General features: G+C 32.0%; 19 protein-coding genes and 1 tRNA gene. 15 read left to right on the top strand and 5 right to left on the bottom strand.

What is annotated here, in order from left to right; genetic code table 11:
* Positions 1–21 precede the first annotated feature (21 nt).
* The 5 genes from secG to HMPREF1630_RS04765 are packed head-to-tail and all read left to right on the top strand — an operon-like array spanning position 22 to position 4,116.
* Complete coding sequence (gene secG, locus HMPREF1630_RS04785) at positions 22–249, top strand: preprotein translocase subunit SecG (RefSeq protein ID WP_037327559.1); 228 nt, start codon at positions 22–24, stop codon at positions 247–249.
* Positions 250–300: 51 nt separating this feature from the next.
* Entirely contained in the window at positions 301–2,421 is a 2,121-nt protein-coding gene (gene rnr, locus HMPREF1630_RS04780) for a ribonuclease R (RefSeq protein WP_037327558.1), read from the top strand.
* Complete coding sequence (smpB, locus tag HMPREF1630_RS04775) at positions 2,402–2,842, top strand: SsrA-binding protein SmpB (RefSeq protein WP_037327555.1); 441 nt, start codon at positions 2,402–2,404, stop codon at positions 2,840–2,842. Before rnr ends, smpB begins: the two co-directional genes overlap by 20 nt.
* A 55-nt stretch (positions 2,843–2,897) precedes the next feature.
* Positions 2,898–3,824 carry a serine hydrolase domain-containing protein gene (locus HMPREF1630_RS04770; RefSeq protein ID WP_037327553.1) on the top strand — a complete coding sequence of 309 codons (927 nt, stop codon included), beginning with the start codon at positions 2,898–2,900 and terminating at the stop codon, positions 3,822–3,824.
* Complete coding sequence (locus HMPREF1630_RS04765; protein WP_052039369.1) at positions 3,814–4,116, top strand: DUF4298 domain-containing protein; 303 nt, start codon at positions 3,814–3,816, stop codon at positions 4,114–4,116. Before HMPREF1630_RS04770 ends, HMPREF1630_RS04765 begins: the two co-directional genes overlap by 11 nt.
* A 38-nt stretch (positions 4,117–4,154) precedes the next feature.
* Here the strand turns inward: HMPREF1630_RS04765 and HMPREF1630_RS04760 are convergent, their stop codons facing one another.
* The 3 genes from HMPREF1630_RS04760 to HMPREF1630_RS04750 all read right to left on the bottom strand — a co-directional run bounded on the left by HMPREF1630_RS04760 (position 4,155) and on the right by HMPREF1630_RS04750 (position 6,095).
* Positions 4,155–4,892, bottom strand: coding sequence for an ECF transporter S component (locus HMPREF1630_RS04760; protein WP_004827538.1), 738 nt, complete (start codon positions 4,890–4,892; stop codon positions 4,155–4,157).
* A gap of 194 nt (positions 4,893–5,086) precedes the next feature.
* Positions 5,087–5,162, bottom strand: a tRNA-Lys gene (locus HMPREF1630_RS04755).
* Between the two features lie 57 nt (positions 5,163–5,219).
* Complete coding sequence (locus HMPREF1630_RS04750) at positions 5,220–6,095, bottom strand: C39 family peptidase (RefSeq protein ID WP_004827537.1); 876 nt, start codon at positions 6,093–6,095, stop codon at positions 5,220–5,222.
* Between the two features lie 127 nt (positions 6,096–6,222).
* Between HMPREF1630_RS04750 and HMPREF1630_RS04745 the strand changes: the two genes are divergently transcribed.
* Entirely contained in the window at positions 6,223–6,723 is a 501-nt protein-coding gene (locus HMPREF1630_RS04745; protein WP_004827536.1) for a QueT transporter family protein, read from the top strand.
* 47 nt (positions 6,724–6,770) lie between these two features.
* Here the strand turns inward: HMPREF1630_RS04745 and HMPREF1630_RS04740 are convergent, their stop codons facing one another.
* Together HMPREF1630_RS04740 and HMPREF1630_RS04735 are read right to left on the bottom strand one after the other, a co-directional pair.
* The gene (locus HMPREF1630_RS04740; RefSeq protein WP_004827535.1) at positions 6,771–7,046 is read right to left on the bottom strand and encodes a metal-sensing transcriptional repressor; all 276 of its coding nucleotides are present in this window, start codon (positions 7,044–7,046) and stop codon (positions 6,771–6,773) included.
* Between the two features lie 4 nt (positions 7,047–7,050).
* The gene (locus HMPREF1630_RS04735) at positions 7,051–9,567 is read right to left on the bottom strand and encodes a heavy metal translocating P-type ATPase (RefSeq protein ID WP_037327550.1); all 2,517 of its coding nucleotides are present in this window, start codon (positions 9,565–9,567) and stop codon (positions 7,051–7,053) included.
* A gap of 90 nt (positions 9,568–9,657) precedes the next feature.
* Between HMPREF1630_RS04735 and HMPREF1630_RS04730 the strand changes: the two genes are divergently transcribed.
* Genes HMPREF1630_RS04730 through gatB form a run of 9 tightly spaced genes read left to right on the top strand, consistent with a single transcriptional unit; the run spans position 9,658 to position 19,619 of the window.
* On the top strand, positions 9,658–9,927 hold the full coding sequence (locus HMPREF1630_RS04730) for an acylphosphatase (protein ID WP_037327548.1): 270 nt from the start codon (positions 9,658–9,660) through the stop codon (positions 9,925–9,927).
* A 37-nt stretch (positions 9,928–9,964) separates the two neighbouring features.
* Positions 9,965–11,287 (top strand): Mur ligase family protein, encoded by a 1,323-nt coding sequence (locus tag HMPREF1630_RS04725; RefSeq protein WP_037327546.1) that lies wholly within the window; start codon positions 9,965–9,967, stop codon positions 11,285–11,287.
* A gap of 5 nt (positions 11,288–11,292) precedes the next feature.
* Positions 11,293–11,925: a type 1 glutamine amidotransferase gene (locus tag HMPREF1630_RS04720; RefSeq protein WP_211204220.1), complete on the top strand. Its 633-nt coding sequence runs from the start codon at positions 11,293–11,295 to the stop codon at positions 11,923–11,925.
* 13 nt (positions 11,926–11,938) lie between these two features.
* The gene (locus tag HMPREF1630_RS04715; RefSeq protein WP_037327686.1) at positions 11,939–12,253 is read left to right on the top strand and encodes a YerC/YecD family TrpR-related protein; all 315 of its coding nucleotides are present in this window, start codon (positions 11,939–11,941) and stop codon (positions 12,251–12,253) included.
* 55 nt (positions 12,254–12,308) lie between these two features.
* A complete protein-coding gene (locus HMPREF1630_RS04710; RefSeq protein WP_037327541.1) occupies positions 12,309–14,504 on the top strand; it encodes an ATP-dependent helicase in 2,196 nt (731 codons plus the stop codon).
* A 2-nt stretch (positions 14,505–14,506) separates the two neighbouring features.
* Complete coding sequence (ligA, locus tag HMPREF1630_RS04705) at positions 14,507–16,510, top strand: NAD-dependent DNA ligase LigA (RefSeq protein WP_037327539.1); 2,004 nt, start codon at positions 14,507–14,509, stop codon at positions 16,508–16,510.
* Between the two features lies 1 nt (position 16,511).
* Positions 16,512–16,790 carry an Asp-tRNA(Asn)/Glu-tRNA(Gln) amidotransferase subunit GatC gene (gatC, locus tag HMPREF1630_RS04700; protein ID WP_004827527.1) on the top strand — a complete coding sequence of 93 codons (279 nt, stop codon included), beginning with the start codon at positions 16,512–16,514 and terminating at the stop codon, positions 16,788–16,790.
* Between the two features lie 8 nt (positions 16,791–16,798).
* Positions 16,799–18,211, top strand: coding sequence for an Asp-tRNA(Asn)/Glu-tRNA(Gln) amidotransferase subunit GatA (gene gatA, locus HMPREF1630_RS04695; RefSeq protein ID WP_037327536.1), 1,413 nt, complete (start codon positions 16,799–16,801; stop codon positions 18,209–18,211).
* The gene (gene gatB, locus HMPREF1630_RS04690; RefSeq protein WP_037327534.1) at positions 18,201–19,619 is read left to right on the top strand and encodes an Asp-tRNA(Asn)/Glu-tRNA(Gln) amidotransferase subunit GatB; all 1,419 of its coding nucleotides are present in this window, start codon (positions 18,201–18,203) and stop codon (positions 19,617–19,619) included. Before gatA ends, gatB begins: the two co-directional genes overlap by 11 nt.
* The last annotated feature ends 123 nt before the right edge of the window (positions 19,620–19,742 follow it).

The raw sequence follows: 19,742 nt of genomic DNA, 5'->3' as shown, positions 1-19,742 counted from the left end.
AGTATGAACGGAGGTGTCTATATGTCAAATTTTCTTGCAGTAATAATGATGATTGCATCTGCAATAGTGATTGTTGCAGTTACTCTACAAGATCCTAAAACTGACGGACTAGGAGCATTATCTGGAACACAGACAAATGTTTTTGGTAAAAGTGCACATAAATCAAAAAATGAAATGCTAGATAAGGTTGTAATTTTTGGAGGAGTACTTTTATTTTTAGGAAGTATTATTTTTATAGCAATAAATTAAGGGGGTCAAGAGTATGACCTCTTTTTTTATTAGTAGTCAAAAGGAGTAGGTATGAATATAAAAGATTTAATTTTGAACTTAATATACGATGGTGACTACATTCCAATGACCTTAAAGGAATTAGAACTTTATTTAAAAGCTGATAAGTACACAAAAGCCGCAGTTAAAGACATAATAGATGAACTAATTAAAGATAATAAAATTAGAATTTCAAATAAAAAAAGAATCTTGCCCTTAACTGAAGAAGAACTCAACCTAATAGGAAAGATTTCTATTGCTTCAGGTGGTTATGGATTTTTTATTTCTAATAATAGAAACTTTGACGATGTTTATATTTCAAAAGATAAGCTTAACAATGCTCATAATAATGATAAGGTAAGGATTAGAATTATTAGACAAAAGGAGAAATCCAAAAACGCAGAAGGTGAAGTTGTAGAAATCCTTGAAAAAGCAAATGAAGAATTAATAGGCACCTATCAAGCTAACAAAAATTTTGGTTTTGTAATTTGCGATGAGAAGAGTCAACATGAAGATATTTATGTCAATAAAGAAAATTCTCTAGGAGCTAAAAATGGAGATAAGGTAGTTGTTGAAATTATTACTTACCCAAAATCTGGAAATCCTGAAGGAAAAATTATTGAAATAATTGGTAGTAAAAATGACAAAAACATAGATATACTATCAATAGTGAGACAAAAGAAAATACCTACTGATTTTTCTAAGCAAACAAAAAAAGAATTAGTATTCATTGAAGATCAGGTAAATCAAAACGAACTTGAAGGTAGGACTGATTTATCAAAGCTTTTTACTGTAACTATTGATGGTAGAGATTCAAAAGATTTTGATGATGCCATTTCTATAGAAAAAAATGGTGACAATTACGATCTCTATGTCCATATAGCTGACGTGAGTCATTATGTAAAAAAACATACAGCCTTGGATGATGATGCCTATGAGAGAGGAAATTCTACCTATTTATACAATATCGTTATTCCAATGCTTCCAGAAAAATTATCAAATGGGATCTGTTCCTTAAATCCTGGCGAAATCCGCCTAAGCCTAACTGCAAAGATGACCATAGATAAAAAAGGTAAGGTTATTGATAATAATTTCTATAAAGCTTATATTAAATCGGATAAGAGGCTTGTATATGATGATGTCAATGATTTCCTAGAAGGTGATAAGGACGTCTTCGATGATTCAGTCCTAAAAGAGAAATTGGGTCTTTTTGATGAACTCTATAAGATTTTAAAAAAGTCTAGGGAAAATCGTGGATCAATTGATTTTAATTTTGAGGAAAGCCAAATAGACGTGTCTGAAACTGGAGAAGTGTTAAATATAGAGGCTCTTGAAAGAGGACCTGGCAATAAAATGATTGAGGAATTTATGCTTATAGCCAATGAAACTGTAGCAAGTTTATTTGCCTATATGGATTTCCCTTTTATCTACAGGATTCACGAGAAACCAAGTGAAGAAAAACTTGACGGCTTTAAAAGAGCTTTAAATGCTATGGGTTACAATATAAAGGGAAATGACCTTCACCCAAAAGATTTCCAAAATATTTTGAAAGAAGTAGAAGGTAAGAAGGAAGAAAAAATCATTAATATGCTTATGCTAAGGACAATGAAAAAGGCAAGGTATGCAAACTATAATGATATACATTTCGGCCTTTCTACGAAGTTTTACACCCATTTTACAGCCCCTATAAGAAGGTATCCAGACCTAATTGTTCATAGGATTTTAAAATTCTTTATAGAAAATAAGCTCAATAAAATAAATCAAACAAGTCTTGAATCAAATCTAGAAGAGGTTGCCGATCACTTATCTATAACAGAAAGACGCAGTGAAGATGCAGAAAGAGCTGTGGAAGACTTGATGAAGTGTAAGTATATGACTCGCTTTATTGGAGAAGTCTTTGAGGGCAGGATATCATCAATAACTGAATTTGGAATGTTTATAGAGCTTGAAAATACAGTTGAAGGCCTATTTATGTATAAGTTTTCAGACCACAGGTATGACTTCATTGAAGATAGCCTAAGAGCTTTTGATGTTGATACTAAGATATATTACAATATTGGACAAGAAGTGAAAATTAGGGTTGTAAATGTAGACCTTGTGAAAAGAGAAATAGACTTTTATTTGGAGGATGAAGATGAAATTATTAGCCAATAATAAAAAAGCCTTTCATGATTATTTCATAGAAGAAAAATATGAAGCAGGGCTTGAATTAAAGGGTAGTGAAGTAAAATCTATCAAAGCTGGAAAGGTATCAATCAAGGAAGCCTTTATATCTGATAAAAAAGGTGAGATGTTTGTTTATGGTATGCATGTAACTCCTTATATGGAAGGATTTGATAAGATAGATCCAACAAGAACTAGGAAACTTTTGCTTCATAAAAAAGAAATAAATAAATTAGTAGGCAAAAAAACAGTTGATGGTTATACCCTAGTACCTCTTAAAGTTTACGAAAATAATGGTCTAGTAAAGATTGAAATCGCTCTAGCTAAGGGTAAAAAAATGTACGATAAGAGAGAATCTATTAAGCGAAAAGATGATAAGAGACGCATGGAAAGGGCTCTTAAAAATTATTAAATCGCTTTTTAATGTGGATAACGTACTTGTTTTCTTAACTAAGAAGGGGTTTAAAATGATAGATAAAATTTTAATTAATAAGTTAGAAATGGAATCGTTAATACTTTATTCTAGAGATGAGGGGCTCCTATTTGACAACTCAAAGGACGAAACAATTAATATAAGGTCTATAGCCAAGTTTGTAACCAGTCTTGCTTGTGGCATCTTAATTGATATGACAAAGGGTGATTTTAATGAGGATACACTTATTTATGATATCTTAAAGGATAAGATTAATATTTCTAATAAGAAAAATCTTTCAAAGCTAAAAAATATCCGTGTTAGAGATTGCCTGACTCACACTATGGGCTATAGGGATATTATTTTAATGAGTAAGGATATAGAAGATTTGGATAAGGATAGACTCCTAGAATATACCTTATCATATCCTCTGTATTTTGAGCCAGGTGAGGAGTTTTTATATTCTAATGCAGGCTATTATGTTCTTGCAGCTACAATGCAGGAATATCTTGGCTATGACCTGTACGAATTTATTAATAAGAATATTTTTTCTAAGGTTGGTATTAATAATCCACGCTGGGATAGGTATGGAAAGTATCTGGTTGGTGCTAGTAAATTATATCTAAAACCGGATGACCTATTAAAATTAGGAAAGATTGTAATAAATGATGGAGTTTATGATAGTGAAAGAATAGTTTCATCAGAGTGGATAGGAAAGATAGCTAGTAAATTATATAAAAACGAAAAAGACTATATAGATCAATCCTATCTAGCAAATGATTATTACGGTTATAGTCTTTGGACCAGTAAAGATGGTGTGACCTATGCATCAGGAGCTGGGGGACAATACCTTATCTTTTTAAAAAAAGAGGGTATTATCATAGTAGCTTGTAATGCAGGAGATTCAAATAAAGTTCCTGCCATTAAAAATCAACTTGATTATATTATAAAAAGCTTAGGAGAGGAAGAAAATGGACTATAATTACTTAATTAAACATACAGAAACATACGAAAATTATAAGGAACTTTTGGTAAAGGTTAATGAAATCTTAGATAAATTAGAAAATGACAGGGAAGACTTTGATAAGCTGGTTGAATATTACTACAGCGATCAATTCCAAAAGGACTACGATGATTCGAATGAAGGTAAAATTGATTCTTCAATCAACCAAGGAATCTTAACAGAAGATGCTATCTACGATCTTATGGGAGATGATTATTATCTAGCCTTAAGATTTTTAAACCTAGCCAATAAAATGATACAACATCACTAAAAAATGCACTCTAGCTTAATAGCGAGAGTGCATTTTTCTTACCTTCTTCTTTTACTAAATGATGTAACAACGGCGCTTGCTACGAGTATAGCAACAATTGCTTCTGGTATAGCATTTGTGACAAAAGCAGAAAAAATAGCTTTTGCAGCAAGGTCAGCGCTAATACCTATGGCCTCTGCATATTTTTGTGCATAGAGAATATAGATTAGACCAAGCACTAGACCTGAGTTTGTTAGGGTGCCCATAAATGAACTAACTGCTATAGCAAAATTTGCCTTTTTATTTTTGACTGATAAGTAGAGCATTACACAAGCAATAATTAAAAATATAATTGAAAATATTTTATTTATTAATGCTACATCAGTCATAAAAGACTTAACAGTTACATAGGCTAAGACTATTACAATAGCTGACCAGAATATATTCATAAATAAACGAAGTCTGTTATTATCCTTATCTTTAAGAGCCTTGTAGAAAAGACCTGTTACCACACCGATTAATATTCTTGGTAGTATAGAAATAAGTGGGTTATAAAAGACAAAAGATATTGGTCCTGGTCTTGTCATTGCATTAAATAGGGAGAAAAATCCAAATATTAGTCCAACTAGACCTCCAACAATAGGACCTTCCAGAATGCCTGCTATTATTACTGGTATATGTAAGCTAGTAATAGAAAGCATACCTAGGGGGATGAAACCCAGAGGGGTCAAGCCAAGCATAATTACAATGGCTCCCAGTATACCAACAGTGGTGAGATTTTTTGTTTCTAATTTCATTAATTCCTCCTAAATCTCAAACTTTATAATATTATACGGCGAAAAATGAAAAGTAAAGGGCAAATTGATAAAAATTTAATAATTTATTTTAATTTATAAAATCAAAATTACTTCTGACTAATATTTAACAAAATTTAGGAAAAATATATTTGAATACAAAAAAAGAAGGCATAAGCCTTCTGTTTAAAAATTCTTGGTGCACCATCAGGGATTCGAACCCTGGACGCCCTGATTAAGAGTCAGGTGCTCTACCAGCTGAGCTAATGGTGCATAATGTCTTTCGACTACCTTAATACTATAACACCATCGCCATCTTATGTCAAGTTTTTATTTGGTAAATTTCCAAATTTTTAAAATTTGGTTAGAGATATCGTCATAATCCCATTCTATTATAGAGTTTCTGACACTATTAGGGTCATTTATTAAAAATTTTCCATCTTTGTATGAATCAATAACGAGAATATGGCCATAAAGAGTAAAGTAACCACGACCTACAGAAATCAATAGGGGACCTTCTTCTAGGGCCTTAATCATTTTTTCCTTATCAAGGATGATGTCACTAACTTTAAGTTTATATTCCTTGGCTATGTGATCTATAAAAACCCAGTCCATACCTCCGTCGTTCATAAACTTAGAAGCTTTTTTTGCCATTTCATTTGGATAGATTAGTTTGTTTGTCATTCTTGATACTATCATGGCAAGAGATGTCGGGCCACAGCCAGATACACCTATGTTAGTAGGGTAGAGAGCATCATATGCCCACCTGTTGTCCCATTGGATGAAATAAGGAGTTTTCCTTTTTAATTTTACAGATTCACCCTTATAAAAATTAAAATCGGTAAAATTGTGGTTTTTGTTATATACAAACTCTATAGTGTCTGGATCATTTCCAGTTAAAAATGCATCTACATTATCTAAATTGTAGAAATTATCATAGACCCATTGGGCTTTTTTATCTTTTTTTGCTGCCTCTTCAACATTTTTTATTAAATCTTCTCTAACATCTGATTTCTTTTTTGGTTTTACTTCATATGTAAAGTCAAGAAAATTTTTCCTTTTAAAGGTATCGCTAGCAAGTGATTTTATATCTTCAATTATTTTTACGCTTTCTTCATCTATAAAGCCTTTGATGTCAAAATTTGGTTTTTTTGAACAAGAAGTTAGGCTAAGTAGAGATATAAGTACTATAAATATTTTTTTCATAATATCATTTTACTAGAAATTAGTATTGCTTCAATTAAATAAAACTTTAAAATTTTTTTATTAAGCATATAATAATCGAGTAATGTTTCTTGGCACCCATTACTAAAAAAATATCAAGGAGAAAAAAATGAAAGAGAAGTATTTTAGTTTAGATGACACTAATTTCTTAGTGAAATCTGCAGTTATAGCAGCTTTGTATGCTGTTTTAACAGTTATGTTACCAGTAGCATCTTATGGTCCAATCCAATTTAGGTTTAGCGAAATCTTAGTTTTGCTTGTTTTTTACAACAAGAGATTTATCCCTGGTCTTGTTTTGGGATGCGCTATAGCAAATTTATTTAGTCCAATGATGCTATTTGACGTTGTATTTGGTACACTTTCATCATATATTGCTTTTATGCTAATGATAAAGGCTAAAAACTTATACATCGCATCAATTTTTCCGGTTTTATTAGTTTCTATACCTGCTATTGGTACCTGGATATATCTAGCTAGCGATGAAGTATTTTTTGTACTTTTAATGCAATTTATGTTAAGTGAATTTGTTATGGTTTCAATTATCGGCGTAATGCTATTTAAGATGCTTGAAAAAAATGAAGGATTCATGTCATATATTTATAATTTTTAACTTTAAAACTCCTCTGGCCATGTTGGCTAGGGGAGTTTCTTTTACTTTTAGATTTTATTAAGTTTATCGATAATTTTTTCTATCTCATCGATTTTTTCTTTTAAATCATCTTCATTTTTTTGCTTCATACTGTCATAAACACAATGTTCGAGATGACCTCTTAAGACATCTTTATTTATATTTTTTAGGATTGAAATAGATGCCATTACCTGGTTTGAAATATCGATACAATATCTATCATCTTCTATCATTTTTATCAAACCATCTATCTGTCCACCGACAGTTTTAAGCTTTCTAATAGTCTTTTTTTTGTCAGCTTTCATTTATTTATTGTATGCCCTTAAACTCGTATCCTGCCTCTGTAATAGCATTTTCTATTGTTTTTTTATCAATGTTACCTTCATAAGTAAGCTCTGCATTTTTCTTATCAAGATTTACAATAACAGAATTTACATTATTAATCTCTTCAAGTGCGTTCTTAACATGTTTTGCACAGTTATTACAGCTCATTCCATCAACATTAACAATCATTTTTTTAACTTCGTTCATTTCATTCTCCTTTATATTTTCTTTTGTATTTTGGTATTTATTAGCGCTTGATTCAAACTTCCTAAGTCTAAGTGAATTTAAGCAAACAAAGACTGAAGAAAAACTCATAGCGACTGAGGCAAACATTGGATTTAGTGTCAAACCAAATTTTGGATATAATAAGCCTGCAGCAAGGGGGATTAGGATAATATTATAAAAGAAAGCCCAAAACAAATTTTCTTTTATTGTTTTTATTGTTGCTCTAGATAGGTCAATTGATCTTACTAGATCAAGAAGGTTATTCTTAACTAATACGACATCAGCCGAGTCTATAGCGATATCAGAACCCTTTCCAATGGCGATTCCTATATCTGCCCTTGCAAGAGCAGGAGCGTCGTTTATTCCGTCACCTACCATAGCAACTTTTTTATTTTCTGCTTGTAGGGTCCTTACAACCTTATCCTTATCTTGAGGGAGGATTTCAGCAAACTTTTTGTCAATATTTAAGCTTTTTCTGATTGCCTCCGCTGTCAAATCATTATCACCAGTGACCATTGTGACTTCAAAGTTCTCATTTTTGAGGATATCAATGGCGATTTTTGATGTATCTTTAGGTATATCCTTAGCGGCTATAAGACCAATTATTTCATTTGCGTTTGCAAAATACATTGATGTTTTACCATCTTTTGCTAATCTATCATTGATATTTTCATATTCATTTATACTGATATTATTTTCTTCCATTAGTCTGAGGTTTCCTGCATAATAGATGGTATTATTTATAATTCCCTTAATACCTCTACCTACTAATGACTCAAAACCTTCTACAGATAAGAGGCTTATATTTTTTTCTTCAGCATAAGCGTTAATTGCATTTGAAAGTGGATGCTCTGACAAGTGTTCCAAAGATGCAGCTATTTCTAAGAAAGAAACTTCATTCATCTGTGTAAATAAATCTGTCACAACAGGTCGGCCTTCTGTGATAGTTCCAGTTTTATCTAATAGGATGGCATCAACCTTGTGTAGATTTTCTAGACTTTCAGCATTTTTAAATAAAAGTCCAAGTTCAGCAGATTTGCCAGTGGCAACCATGATTGCCATTGGAGTTGCTAAACCTAGTGCGCATGGACAAGATATAACTAAGACAGAAATCATAAGGTTTAGGGCAAATTCAAAATTCTTTGTGTAAGAATACCAACCAATAAATGTAACTATAGAAATTAATATTACAGCTGGTACAAAAATGGCAGAAATCTTATCTGCAAGTTTTGCTATAGGTGCCTTTGTCTCGTTAGCTTCGTTCACAAGACTTATAATTTGTGCAAGTGTTGTATCTTCTCCGACCCTTGTAGCTTTAAACTTAAAAGACCCTTGGATATTTATTGTAGCTGATATTACATCATCACCAATATTTTTACTAATGGGTATGGACTCTCCAGTAATTGCAGACTCATCAACTATAGAAGAACCTTCAATAATTACTCCGTCTACAGGAATTCTTTCACCAGGTCTAATAATTATAATATCATCTTTTACTATGTCTTCTGTTGATATTTCAACTTCTTTATTATTTCTAATCACCCTTGCTATATCAGGGGTAAGACTCATTAGGTTTTTTAATGAAGCCTTTGTTTCGCCCTTACTCCTAGCTTCAAAAAATTTACCAAGAGTAATTAAAGTTAATATCATAGCAGATGATTCAAAATAGAGATTATGTCTATATGAATCTATTGTTGCAAAATCTCCTCGACCTGCAGCATGAGCCATACGCATAATAACAAAAATGCCATAAATCAAGGCTGATGAAGATCCCAGACCTACAAGGGCGTCCATATTAGGATTCTTATTTATAAGCGACTTAAAACCAGAAATGAAAAATTTCCTATTAACAAAAATGACGGGAATTGTTAGCAAAAATTGCACAAATGCATAATTAATTGCTCCCTCCGTACCTGCTAAAAACATCGGAATAGGTAGCCCTACCATAGGGCCCATAGCAACATACATAAGAACAGCCATAAAGAAAAATGAGATTTTAAGCCTGAATTTAGTGTTTTCTTCCTCAATTTCTTTAAGATTATCACTTGCCTTTGCTTTGTTTTTTTTCATGTTTTTTACACGAGCTTCATATCCTGCCTTTGAAACAGCGTTAATTATGTCTTCATCTGATATTTTATTTGGATCATAGTTAACGCTCATTGTTTCATTTATTAGATTGACATTGACATCGTCTACGCCAAGTTTCTTGACAGCCCTGTCAACAGCTGCTTGGCATGAAGCGCATGTCATTCCATAAACATCAAATCTTTGTTTCATCTAACCTCCTTTCACACCCCTAGGGGGTATCCAGAATAATTATATTTTTACTATTATTTTTGTCAAGTATAATAAACTTAAGGAGTTATTATGAAAAGGTATCATATAATTTTTAAAGGCAGGGTCCAAGGAGTGGGCTTTAGGTTTCAAGTGAAAATATTGGCAGATAGAATAGGATTAACAGGTAGTGTTAGGAACCTATATGATCAAAGTGTTGAAGTATATATCCAAGGAAACGATAATCAGTTATTGAGATTTTTTAAGGGACTTGAAAATATTAACTTTGCTATTATAGAAAGTAAAAATATTTTCGAAGTCCCACTTGATGAAGCAGAAACAAGTTTTGAAATAGTTTATTAATATTGAAGTATTGGTAAAAAAAGGATATAATAATTGCATGAGTTTAAAAAGCAAATTGGTTAAAGTATTAGCCAAATCAATTAGAAGTACATTAAAGCTATTGAATAGAAAAGCAACATCCCTGCCGGGTTATGTTGCATACAAACTAGATAAGGATATTCTAAAAGAGTTATCAAAAAATACCAAGTTTATTTTCGTAACCGGCACTAATGGAAAAACCATGACTACGCATTTCTTGGCAACTATCCTTAAGGAGCACTATCCAATAGTTTTAACCAATGAATCTGGCTCAAACATGGTACAGGGTATTATTACATCGCTCTTAGATAATCCGCCTAATGAACAAACAGTTGCTGTTTTGGAAGTAGATGAGGCCAATATAGTTAGAATTGGCAAATATCTGAAGGCTGATTATGTTGCTCTGACAAATATATTTAGAGATCAAATGGATAGGTTTGGGGAGATTTATAATATTTTAGATAAAATTATTGAAGGCCTAAATCTAATGCCAGAAGCAAGAATTATTGCTAATGGTGACCTGCCTATTTTTTCTTATGATAAACTTAAGAAATTTAACCCAATATATTTTGCAATTAGAGATGATGATCATATAGGTTACGATAGGGATGCTGAGTTTAACTCAGATGGTATTATATGTCCATCATGCCACAGTATCCTAAAGTATAGGACAGTAAATTATTCTTCTTTAGGTGATTTTGCTTGTCCTAATTGTGATTTTAAGTCGCCTGAAATAAGGTATACGATTGATAAAATTGCAAGTCTTGACCCTAATCATTCTAAATTTTTTATTGATGGGCGAGCCTACGAGGTAAATGTTGGTGGAGTTTATAACATTTATAATGCCTTGACTGCGTTGGCAGTTGCTTATGAGTTGCGATTATCTTATGATGAGATATATAAGGGGCTTAAAAAACAGAAAAATGTTTTTGGGAGACAAGAAAATATAAATGTTTTTGATAAAAATGTTGTTATAAATCTTGTCAAAAATCCAACTGGCCTTAACCAAGTCATCGACTTGGTAACTCTAGAAAAAGAACCAATTAGTCTTATTTGTTTACTTAATGATAATTATGCTGATGGATTGGATGTTAGTTGGATATATGATTCATATTATGAAAAACTAGCAGGGCTTGATATAAAAGATATATATGTATCTGGTAAAAGAAAAATTGATATGAAAAGAAGGCTTGAAATAGCTAATCTTTTTGATGGAGAGATCATAGAGTTTGATTATGTAAACCAGATAAAAGATGTTATTAAAAACGCAAAAACAGATAATATTTATATTTTATCAACCTATACAGCTATGCTTAAGTTAAGGGAGGTGCTTGCCTTATAAGAAAGATAAGAATATGTCACCTATATGGGAACCTTCTGAATACCTACGGTGATGTTGGAAATTTAATGGCCTTTGAGTATGAACTAAAAAGAATGGGTATAAATTCAGAAAGAAAGATAGTGTCTCTAGGTGATGATTTTAGAGCTTCTGATTATGACTTTGTATTTTTTGGGGGTGGTCAAGACTACGAACAAAATATAGTTAAAGATGATCTTATTAAAAAAAGAGATGAACTCGTTAATTATATCGAAAATGACGGGTTATTCCTTGCTATATGTGGTGGCTATCAACTATTAGGCAAGTACTACTATGGTGCTAATGGAGAAAAGATAGAAGGTCTTAATATTTTTGACCACTATACTTTAAATCAGGAGTCAAAGAATCGATTTACGGGCCAAATAAAAATTTATGTAAAAAGATTTGATGAAACATGCGTTGGCTTTGAAAATCATGGTGGTAGGACATTTTTGTCCGACAATCAAACTCCATTTGGTCAGGTTATAGAAGGAAATGGCAACAATGGAGAAGATAATACTGAAGGTTTTATCTATAAAAATACTATCGGGACATACTTGCACGGTCCAATTTTAGCGAGAAATGAGAATTTGTGCAGAAAAATCATAAAAATAATTATTTAAGGAGAATGATATGATGACAGAATCAAAACTAAGAACAAAAGAAGCTGATGAGTTATTTGAAGCTATTTTAATGCTTAAGGATATTGAAGAGTGCTACCAATTCTTTACTGATATATGTACAGCTAGAGAAATTCAATCTATTTCACAAAGGCTTCATGTAGCAAAACTACTTAAGATTAGAAAAACATATTCAGTAATTGAAGAAGAAACGGGAGCTTCAACTGCTACCATCTCTAGGGTAAATAGATCACTTAACTATGGTTCAGGTGGTTATGAGTTAGTCCTAGATAAATTAATTGAAAAGGATTTAAAAGAATCAAAAGAGTAAGCCTACTTACTCTTTTTTTTGCGGTATAATGTTAGGGTTAAGGAAGGATGTGTAGATGAATTTAGACAGGTTAAACGACAGGCAGAAAGAAGCTGTATTACATAAGGATGGACCTCTTTTGGTGCTAGCTGGAGCTGGAAGTGGTAAAACTTCAGTGCTCACTTCTAGTATTGCCTATAAGATAAAAGAAGAATCTGTAGATCCCAGAAATATTTTAGCCATAACCTTTACCAATAAGGCAGCCAATGAGATGAAAGAAAGAGTAAGCTCTTTACTTGACATGGATGTTGCCTATTTATGGATTGGTACATTTCACTCTATATGTGCTAGAATTTTAAGGATGAATATTGAAAAGATTGGATATTCTAATAATTTTACCATCTATGATACCCAAGACCAGAGAACCCTTATAAGAGACATCATAAAAGATCTAGGCTACAAAGATGATATAAATCCAAGGCTTGCTCAAAGCATAATTTCGAATGCAAAAAATAAGTCGATAAGTCCGGAAGATTTTTTAAAAATGAATTTTTATATGCAAAATGCAGATGAAATCGCTGAAATTTTTAAGAAATATGAAAAAAAGAAATACGAATATAATGCACTTGATTTTGATGACTTAATAGAGAAAGTTTTGGAGTTATTTGTTAAAGATTCAGAAACTCTTAGGTATTATCAAAATAAGTTTGATTATATTTTTGTCGATGAGTTTCAAGATACAAACAATTCACAGTATGAACTAATAAGATTTATTGCTGGTAAAAAACAAAATGTGGCCGCAGTAGGCGATGCTGATCAATCTATTTATTCTTTTAGGGGAGCTGATATTAGAAATATCCTCAGTTTTGAAAAAGACTTTAAGAATACAAAGATTATTAAACTTGAGCAGAATTATAGGTCTACATCTAAGATTTTAGATACCGCTAATGTTTTAATTGCAAATAACCTTGAAAGAAAAGAAAAAAATCTTTGGACCGAAAATGGCGATGGAGCTGATGTTTTATATAAGGAAACCTCAATAGAAAGCGATGAAAGTAAATTTGTTATTGATACTATTAAAAATTTATTAGCTGATGGTTACAAGGAAAGTGATATGGTAATTCTTTATAGGACCAACGCCCAGTCAAGGCCCTTCGAAGAAGCTCTCCTTAAAAATCTAATTGCCTATAAGGTTGTTGGCGGCCTAAAGTTCTATGATAGGAAAGAAATTAAAGATTTAATTGCCTATCTAAATATTTTGGTTAATAGCAAGGACGATGTTAGTTTAAAGAGGATAATCAACGAACCAAAACGTGGTATAGGTGATAAATCAATAGATCAGATAGAAAAAATTGCCATTAGTCACGGTATATCAATGCTTGACTTAATAACTGATGATAATTTTTCAATCTTAATGACTGATAGGTTAAAAAATCTCACCGATAAATTCTATAAACCTCTTGAAGAAATATTTATAAATGTTGATAAATATAAGATAGTTGATCTAATTAATGAAGTGTTAGAAAAGACTGGCTATCTTAGGTCGCTAGAAAAATCTCTTCTTGTTGAAGATAGGGCAAGGGTTGATAATATTAATGAATTTATTTCTTCAGCTGCTGACTACCAGGAGGCAAATCCTGAGGATAATTTAAGAGATTACTTGGAAAACCTCTCCCTTTTATCTGATATTGATAAGACTGAAGAAAATAATGAATCTATTTCACTTATGACTATGCACCAGGCAAAGGGGCTCGAATTTCCAGTTGTCTTTATAGTTGGTCTTGATGAGGGATTATTTCCAAGCAAGAGGAGTTTGGATGAGGGAAATCTTGAGGAAGAAAGAAGACTTTTTTATGTCGGAATCACTCGTGCTGAAGAAAAGTTATTTTTGACAAGTGCTCAGATGCGAAGAAATTATGGCAAGGTCACATATTACAAGCCTTCTCGTTTTATCGATGAAATAAAAGATTTAATAAAAAAAGAAACAAGTAGGGAATATATTGACTATAAATCCAAATCTTATGAGCAAGCAATGAACGAAGATTATATGAGGGAAAAGACCAGACAATCTGTTCTTGACCTTAAGATAAAAGCCTTTAAGAAAGATGACTCTACCTACCAGGTAGGAGATACTATTGAACATAGCAAGTGGGGAAGAGGAATGGTCGTCCAAGTTAAGGAAAGTCCAGAAGGAAATGAACTTGTAATTGCCTTTGATAAAAAAGGACTTAAGAAACTTAACCAAGCCTATGCACCAATTAAAAAGGTATAGATATGAATAAATTAGATGAACTTAAAAAAATAATTGAAAGAATAAATGAACTAGACTATCATTACTACACTTTAGATAAGCCTCTAGTTTCTGATGGTGAGTATGATAAGCTATATAATCAATTGATAAAATTACAAAAAAATTTAGCTTATGTTCCAGAAAACTCACCTACTAATAGGGTTGGGGGACAAATTCTAGATAAATTTGAAAAACATTACCATCTAACAAGACTATTAAGTCAAGATAAAGCTCAATCTTACGATGAAATAAAAGAGTGGATTGAAAGATGCAAAAGACTTAAGGAAGCATACGAAAGTACAAGTGGTGAGCGCTTACCTAATTTAGAATTTGTCATGGAATATAAATTTGACGGTCTTACCATTAATTTGACCTATGAAGATGGCATATTAAAAACAGCTGCGACACGTGGAAATGGAATAGTTGGTGAACAAGTTAAGGCTCAGGCAGAAACTATAAGGTCCATACCTTTTACCATTAAGGAAAAATCTTTACTTGAAATTCAAGGTGAAGCACTTATGCCTCTTTCGGAGTTAGACAGGTATAATAAAGAAAATGAAACTCAGCTTAAGAATGCTAGAAATGCAGCGGCTGGTGCTATTAGAAATCTAGATACTAAGGAGACAGCAAAAAGACATTTAACTGCATATTTCTATGCTGTTCCAACAAATAGTATTAATTTTAAAAATGAAGAAGAAATGTTATCGTTTTTAAAAGAGATGAAATTAAATGTTCATCCCTATCACAAGAAAGTTACAAGTCTTGATGAAATAATTAATGAACTTGAACGTATAAAAGAAGAAAGAAAAACTCTAGATGTTTTAACTGATGGAGTTGTTATAAAAATAAACGATAAAAAAACACAAGAAGTACTGGGAGTTACTGAGAAATTCCCTAGGTGGTCAATAGCTTTTAAATTTGAACCAGAAGAATTCACAACTAAACTTCTTGATGTTATTTGGAATGTTGGTAGGACTGGTAAAGTAACTCCTTCTGCTATTCTTGAACCGGTTGATTTTTCGGGAGTTACAGTATCTAGAGCGACCCTAAATAACTATGATGATATCGAAAGAAAAAAAGTAAAAATTGGATCAGACGTTTTTATAAGAAGGTCAAATGATGTAATACCTGAAATCTTAGGAGTAGTAGATGAAAATCAACCAGGAACAATAAAAATAGAAAAACCTACTCATTGTCCATATTGTCATAGTGAATTAATTCAAGAAAAGGTCCACATAGTTTGTCCTAATTCAATATCTTGCACACCTCAGCTTCTAGCTAGGATGGAACACTATGCATCAAGAAATGCTATGGATATTGAGGGCTTATCAGAAAAAACAATTGGTCAATTAATAGAAGAATTAAGCATAAAAGAAATTTATGATATTTATGACTTAACCTATGACGAGTTAATAAAACTTGAAAGGTTCGGTCCTAAAAAAACACAAAATCTATTAGCTTCAATAGAAGATAGCAAAAATAGGGATTTAGATGCTTTCATTTATGCCATAGGTATCCCAAATGTTGGCGAAAGAACAGCTAGAGATTTGGCTAACAAATTTAAATCATTTGATAAATTAAGAAATGCTACAGTAGATGAATTAATTGAAATTGATGATATTGGTGAAATTACTGGTGAAAATATAGTAGAATTTTTCCACGATAAAAATATAGTAGAATCTATAGATATTCTTTTATCTAAGGGTATTAATCTCAATAATCCAAGAGAAAACACAAGTGATTCAAAAAAATTAGATGGAATTAATTTTGTAATTACTGGAACTATTGATGGATATAGCAGAGATGATATTAAGAAGATGCTCGAGGATAACGGAGCAAATGTAAGAGGTTCGGTATCAAAAAATACAGATATTGTACTTGCTGGAGAAAAAGCTGGATCAAAAAAAGATAAGGCTATAGAATTAAATGTAGAAATATATGAAGATGAGAAGCTATATAGTTTCTTATCTGAATTAAAAGGAGAATAGGATGGATGTAAAAGAAGTAGAGAGAATCTACAACCTTAGCCATTTAAGTTTAGAAAATCAAGATAAAGAAGTGATTGCAAATAAATTCAACAGGGTTTTAGGTTTTATTGAAGAGATTTTTGAAGTTGATACAAAAGATGTTGAGATGACAGAATATATAAAAAATCATAAGGCTGTATTTAGAGAAGACACACCTAAAGAATCACTTGCAAGGTCAAAAGCACTAGAAAATGCAAAAGATACTGAGTTTGGTTACTTTAGATTAGATTGGAAACTATAGGAGCAATGATGGATATAAAGGATATTATAGATAAATATAAAAATAGAGAAATTAGTGTAGAAGAGAATACAAAAAACATTCTTGAAAAAATCAAAAACGATGACACAAATGCCTATATTACTTTTGATGAAGAAGATTCATTAAAAAGAGCTAAGTTGCTTGATGAAAAGTTAGCGAGTGGCGCAGAACTTGGTTCGCTTTTTGGTATAGCTGTTGCAGTTAAGGACAATATTTCATATAAAAATATGAATATGACCTGTGCATCAAAAATGCTGGAGAATTTTAGACCTATGTTTGACGCAAAAGTTGTGGAAAATCTTTTAGCAGAAGATGCAATTATTATCGCTAAAACTAACATGGATGAATTTGCTATGGGTGGCAGAGGAAAAACTTCTTATTTTGGTCCTGTTAAAAACCCAGTTGATAAAACAAGACTAACTGGAGGTTCTTCATCAGGATCAGCTGCAGCTGTTGCAAAAGAAGATGTGCTAATTGCCCTTGGTACTGATACAGGTGGATCTGTAAGGTGCCCTGCAAGTTATTGTAATATCCTTGGATATAAGCCAACTTATTCTATGGTAAGTAGAAATGGTGTAGTTTCAATGGCAAACACCTTAGATCAAGTTTCAGTTTTTGGAAAAAATGTTGCAGATATTAGGACTATCGCTCAAGTTATAGAAGGTCCAGATGAACATGATATGACCGTAAGACTTGATGATTACAAGTATGAGATGGATACCTATGATTTTAAGGGAAAGAAAATTGCTTATATTCCATCAGATGATGAGATGCATATGGATATTGATTCTACTGTAGAAAAAGATTATAATAGCGCTCTAGATGAGCTTAAAAAGCTGGGAGCCGACCTTTCTCCAATAAATCTTAAGTATTCTAAATATGCTAATCCAGTATATAATGTTGTTATGTCAAGCGAAGTATCATCTAACATGTCAAGATTTGATGGAATCAGGTTTGGTTACCAAAGTGATAAGTACACATCAGTTGACGAATTATTTATAAATTCAAGATCAGAAGGTCTTGGTGAGGAAGTTCAAAGAAGGATAGCTCTTGGAACCATGTACTTATCTGCTGATGATAATCAAAGAGTCTACAGACAAGGTCTTAAATTAAGAACGTTAATCAAACAAGAACTAGAAGAAGTATTTAAAACTTATGATCTTATAATAACCCCAACAGTTACAAACCTACCACCAAGTTTAGATGACGATTACCAAGATCCATTAAGTGATTTTAAATCTGATGGTTTTAACGTTATTGTAAATCTATCTGGAATGTGTGGCTTATCTGTTCCTGTTAGAAAAGGAATTTCAGGTTCTGTTCAATTTATTGCAAATGCAAACGAAGATAGCAAATTGTTAAATGCTGGAGAAGAATTTTTAAGGAGATTAAATGAAAACTAAAACAATAATAGGTCTTGAGATCCACGTTGAGTTATCTACAGATACAAAAATGTTTTGCTCCTGTAAAAATGAATTCGGAGCAGTACCTAATACCAACGTATGTCCTATTTGTCTAGGTCATCCAGGCACACTACCACAAATGAATAAAAGAGCTGTAGAATACGCAGTTATGGCTGGACTTGCCTTTAATTGCAAAATTCGAAATGAACAAAAGGTCGATAGAAAAAAATATTTTTATCCAGACTTAGTTAAAGGTTATCAGCTTACCCAGTTTGATAAGCCATATGCTTATGAAGGATACTTGGAGCTTGCTAGTGGTAAACACATTAATATAAGGGAAATCCATATGGAAGAAGATACTGGAAAATCAAATCATAACGATGATGATACAGTACTTATGGATTATAACAGAGCTGGGGTACCTTTAATAGAGATAGTTACAGATCCTGACATATCTTCACCAGAGGAGGCAAGAGAATTTGTAGAAAATCTAGCAGCAACTCTAAAATTCCTTGGAGTTTCTGATTGTATAATGGCTGAAGGTTCTATGCGTGTGGATGTAAATGTCAACATTAAAGACGAAGAATCAAATCTTAGAACTGAAATAGCTGAAATTAAAAATATCAACTCAATAAGAGCTATAGAAAATGCCTTAAGTTATGAGGTCGAAAGACAAACAAAACTTTTGGAAGAAGGTAAGACTGGTGTTAAGGAAACCAGAAGGTGGGATGATATTGAGCTTAAGACTATTCATATGAGAAATAAGGAAGTCGGAAATGACTACAGATTCTCAGCTGATGGTGATATTCCTGATATTTATCTTTCTGATGAGTTTATTAACCATATCAGGGGACATCTACCAGAATTACCAAGTGAAAAACAAACAAGATACATCAAAGACTACAAGTTGTCTGAGTATGATGCAAATCTTTTAAGCCATGATAGAAATCTGGCTAATTTATTTGAAGAGACAGATAGATTTGTAAAAGATCCAAATACAACTGCTAATTGGATTCTAACAGAATTATCTAGAAGATTAAATGAAGCTGATGAAACTGCTGAGAATATGAAATTAACAGTTGATAATTTTGCTAAATTGATTAATCTTGCTAAGGAAAATAAGGTTAACAATAATGTGGCTAAAAAACTTCTAAGAGATATCTATACTACTAACGAAGATCCAGAAAAACTTGCAGAAGAGAGAAATCTTCTTCAAATCTCAGATTCTTCATTCTTAGAGGATATTGTAGTCGAAGTTCTTAAAGAAAATCCTCAATCTATTGAAGATATCAAAAATGGAAAAGATAGAGCCTTTGGTTTCTTGGTTGGTCAAGCTATGAAAAAAACCAAGGGTAAGGGTAATCCTCAAGAAATCAATAAACTTTTAAAAGAAAAGATAGGAGAATAGGAAGTGTGAGGACACTTCCCTTTTTCGAATTAAGAATAAAATTTAAAATGTAAAATGTATTTAGACCAATAGTCTAAATCTAAAACAGATAAAAAGTAAAATAGTCATAAAAGAAGTTGAAAC

Origin of the sequence: Anaerococcus lactolyticus S7-1-13 (assembly GCF_000758765.1) — a bacterium.
Taxonomy (GTDB): Bacteria; Bacillota; Clostridia; order Tissierellales; family Peptoniphilaceae; genus Anaerococcus; species Anaerococcus lactolyticus.
The sequence above is the reverse complement of the archived record's forward strand: the minus strand, read 5'-3'. Positions and strand labels throughout refer to the sequence as shown.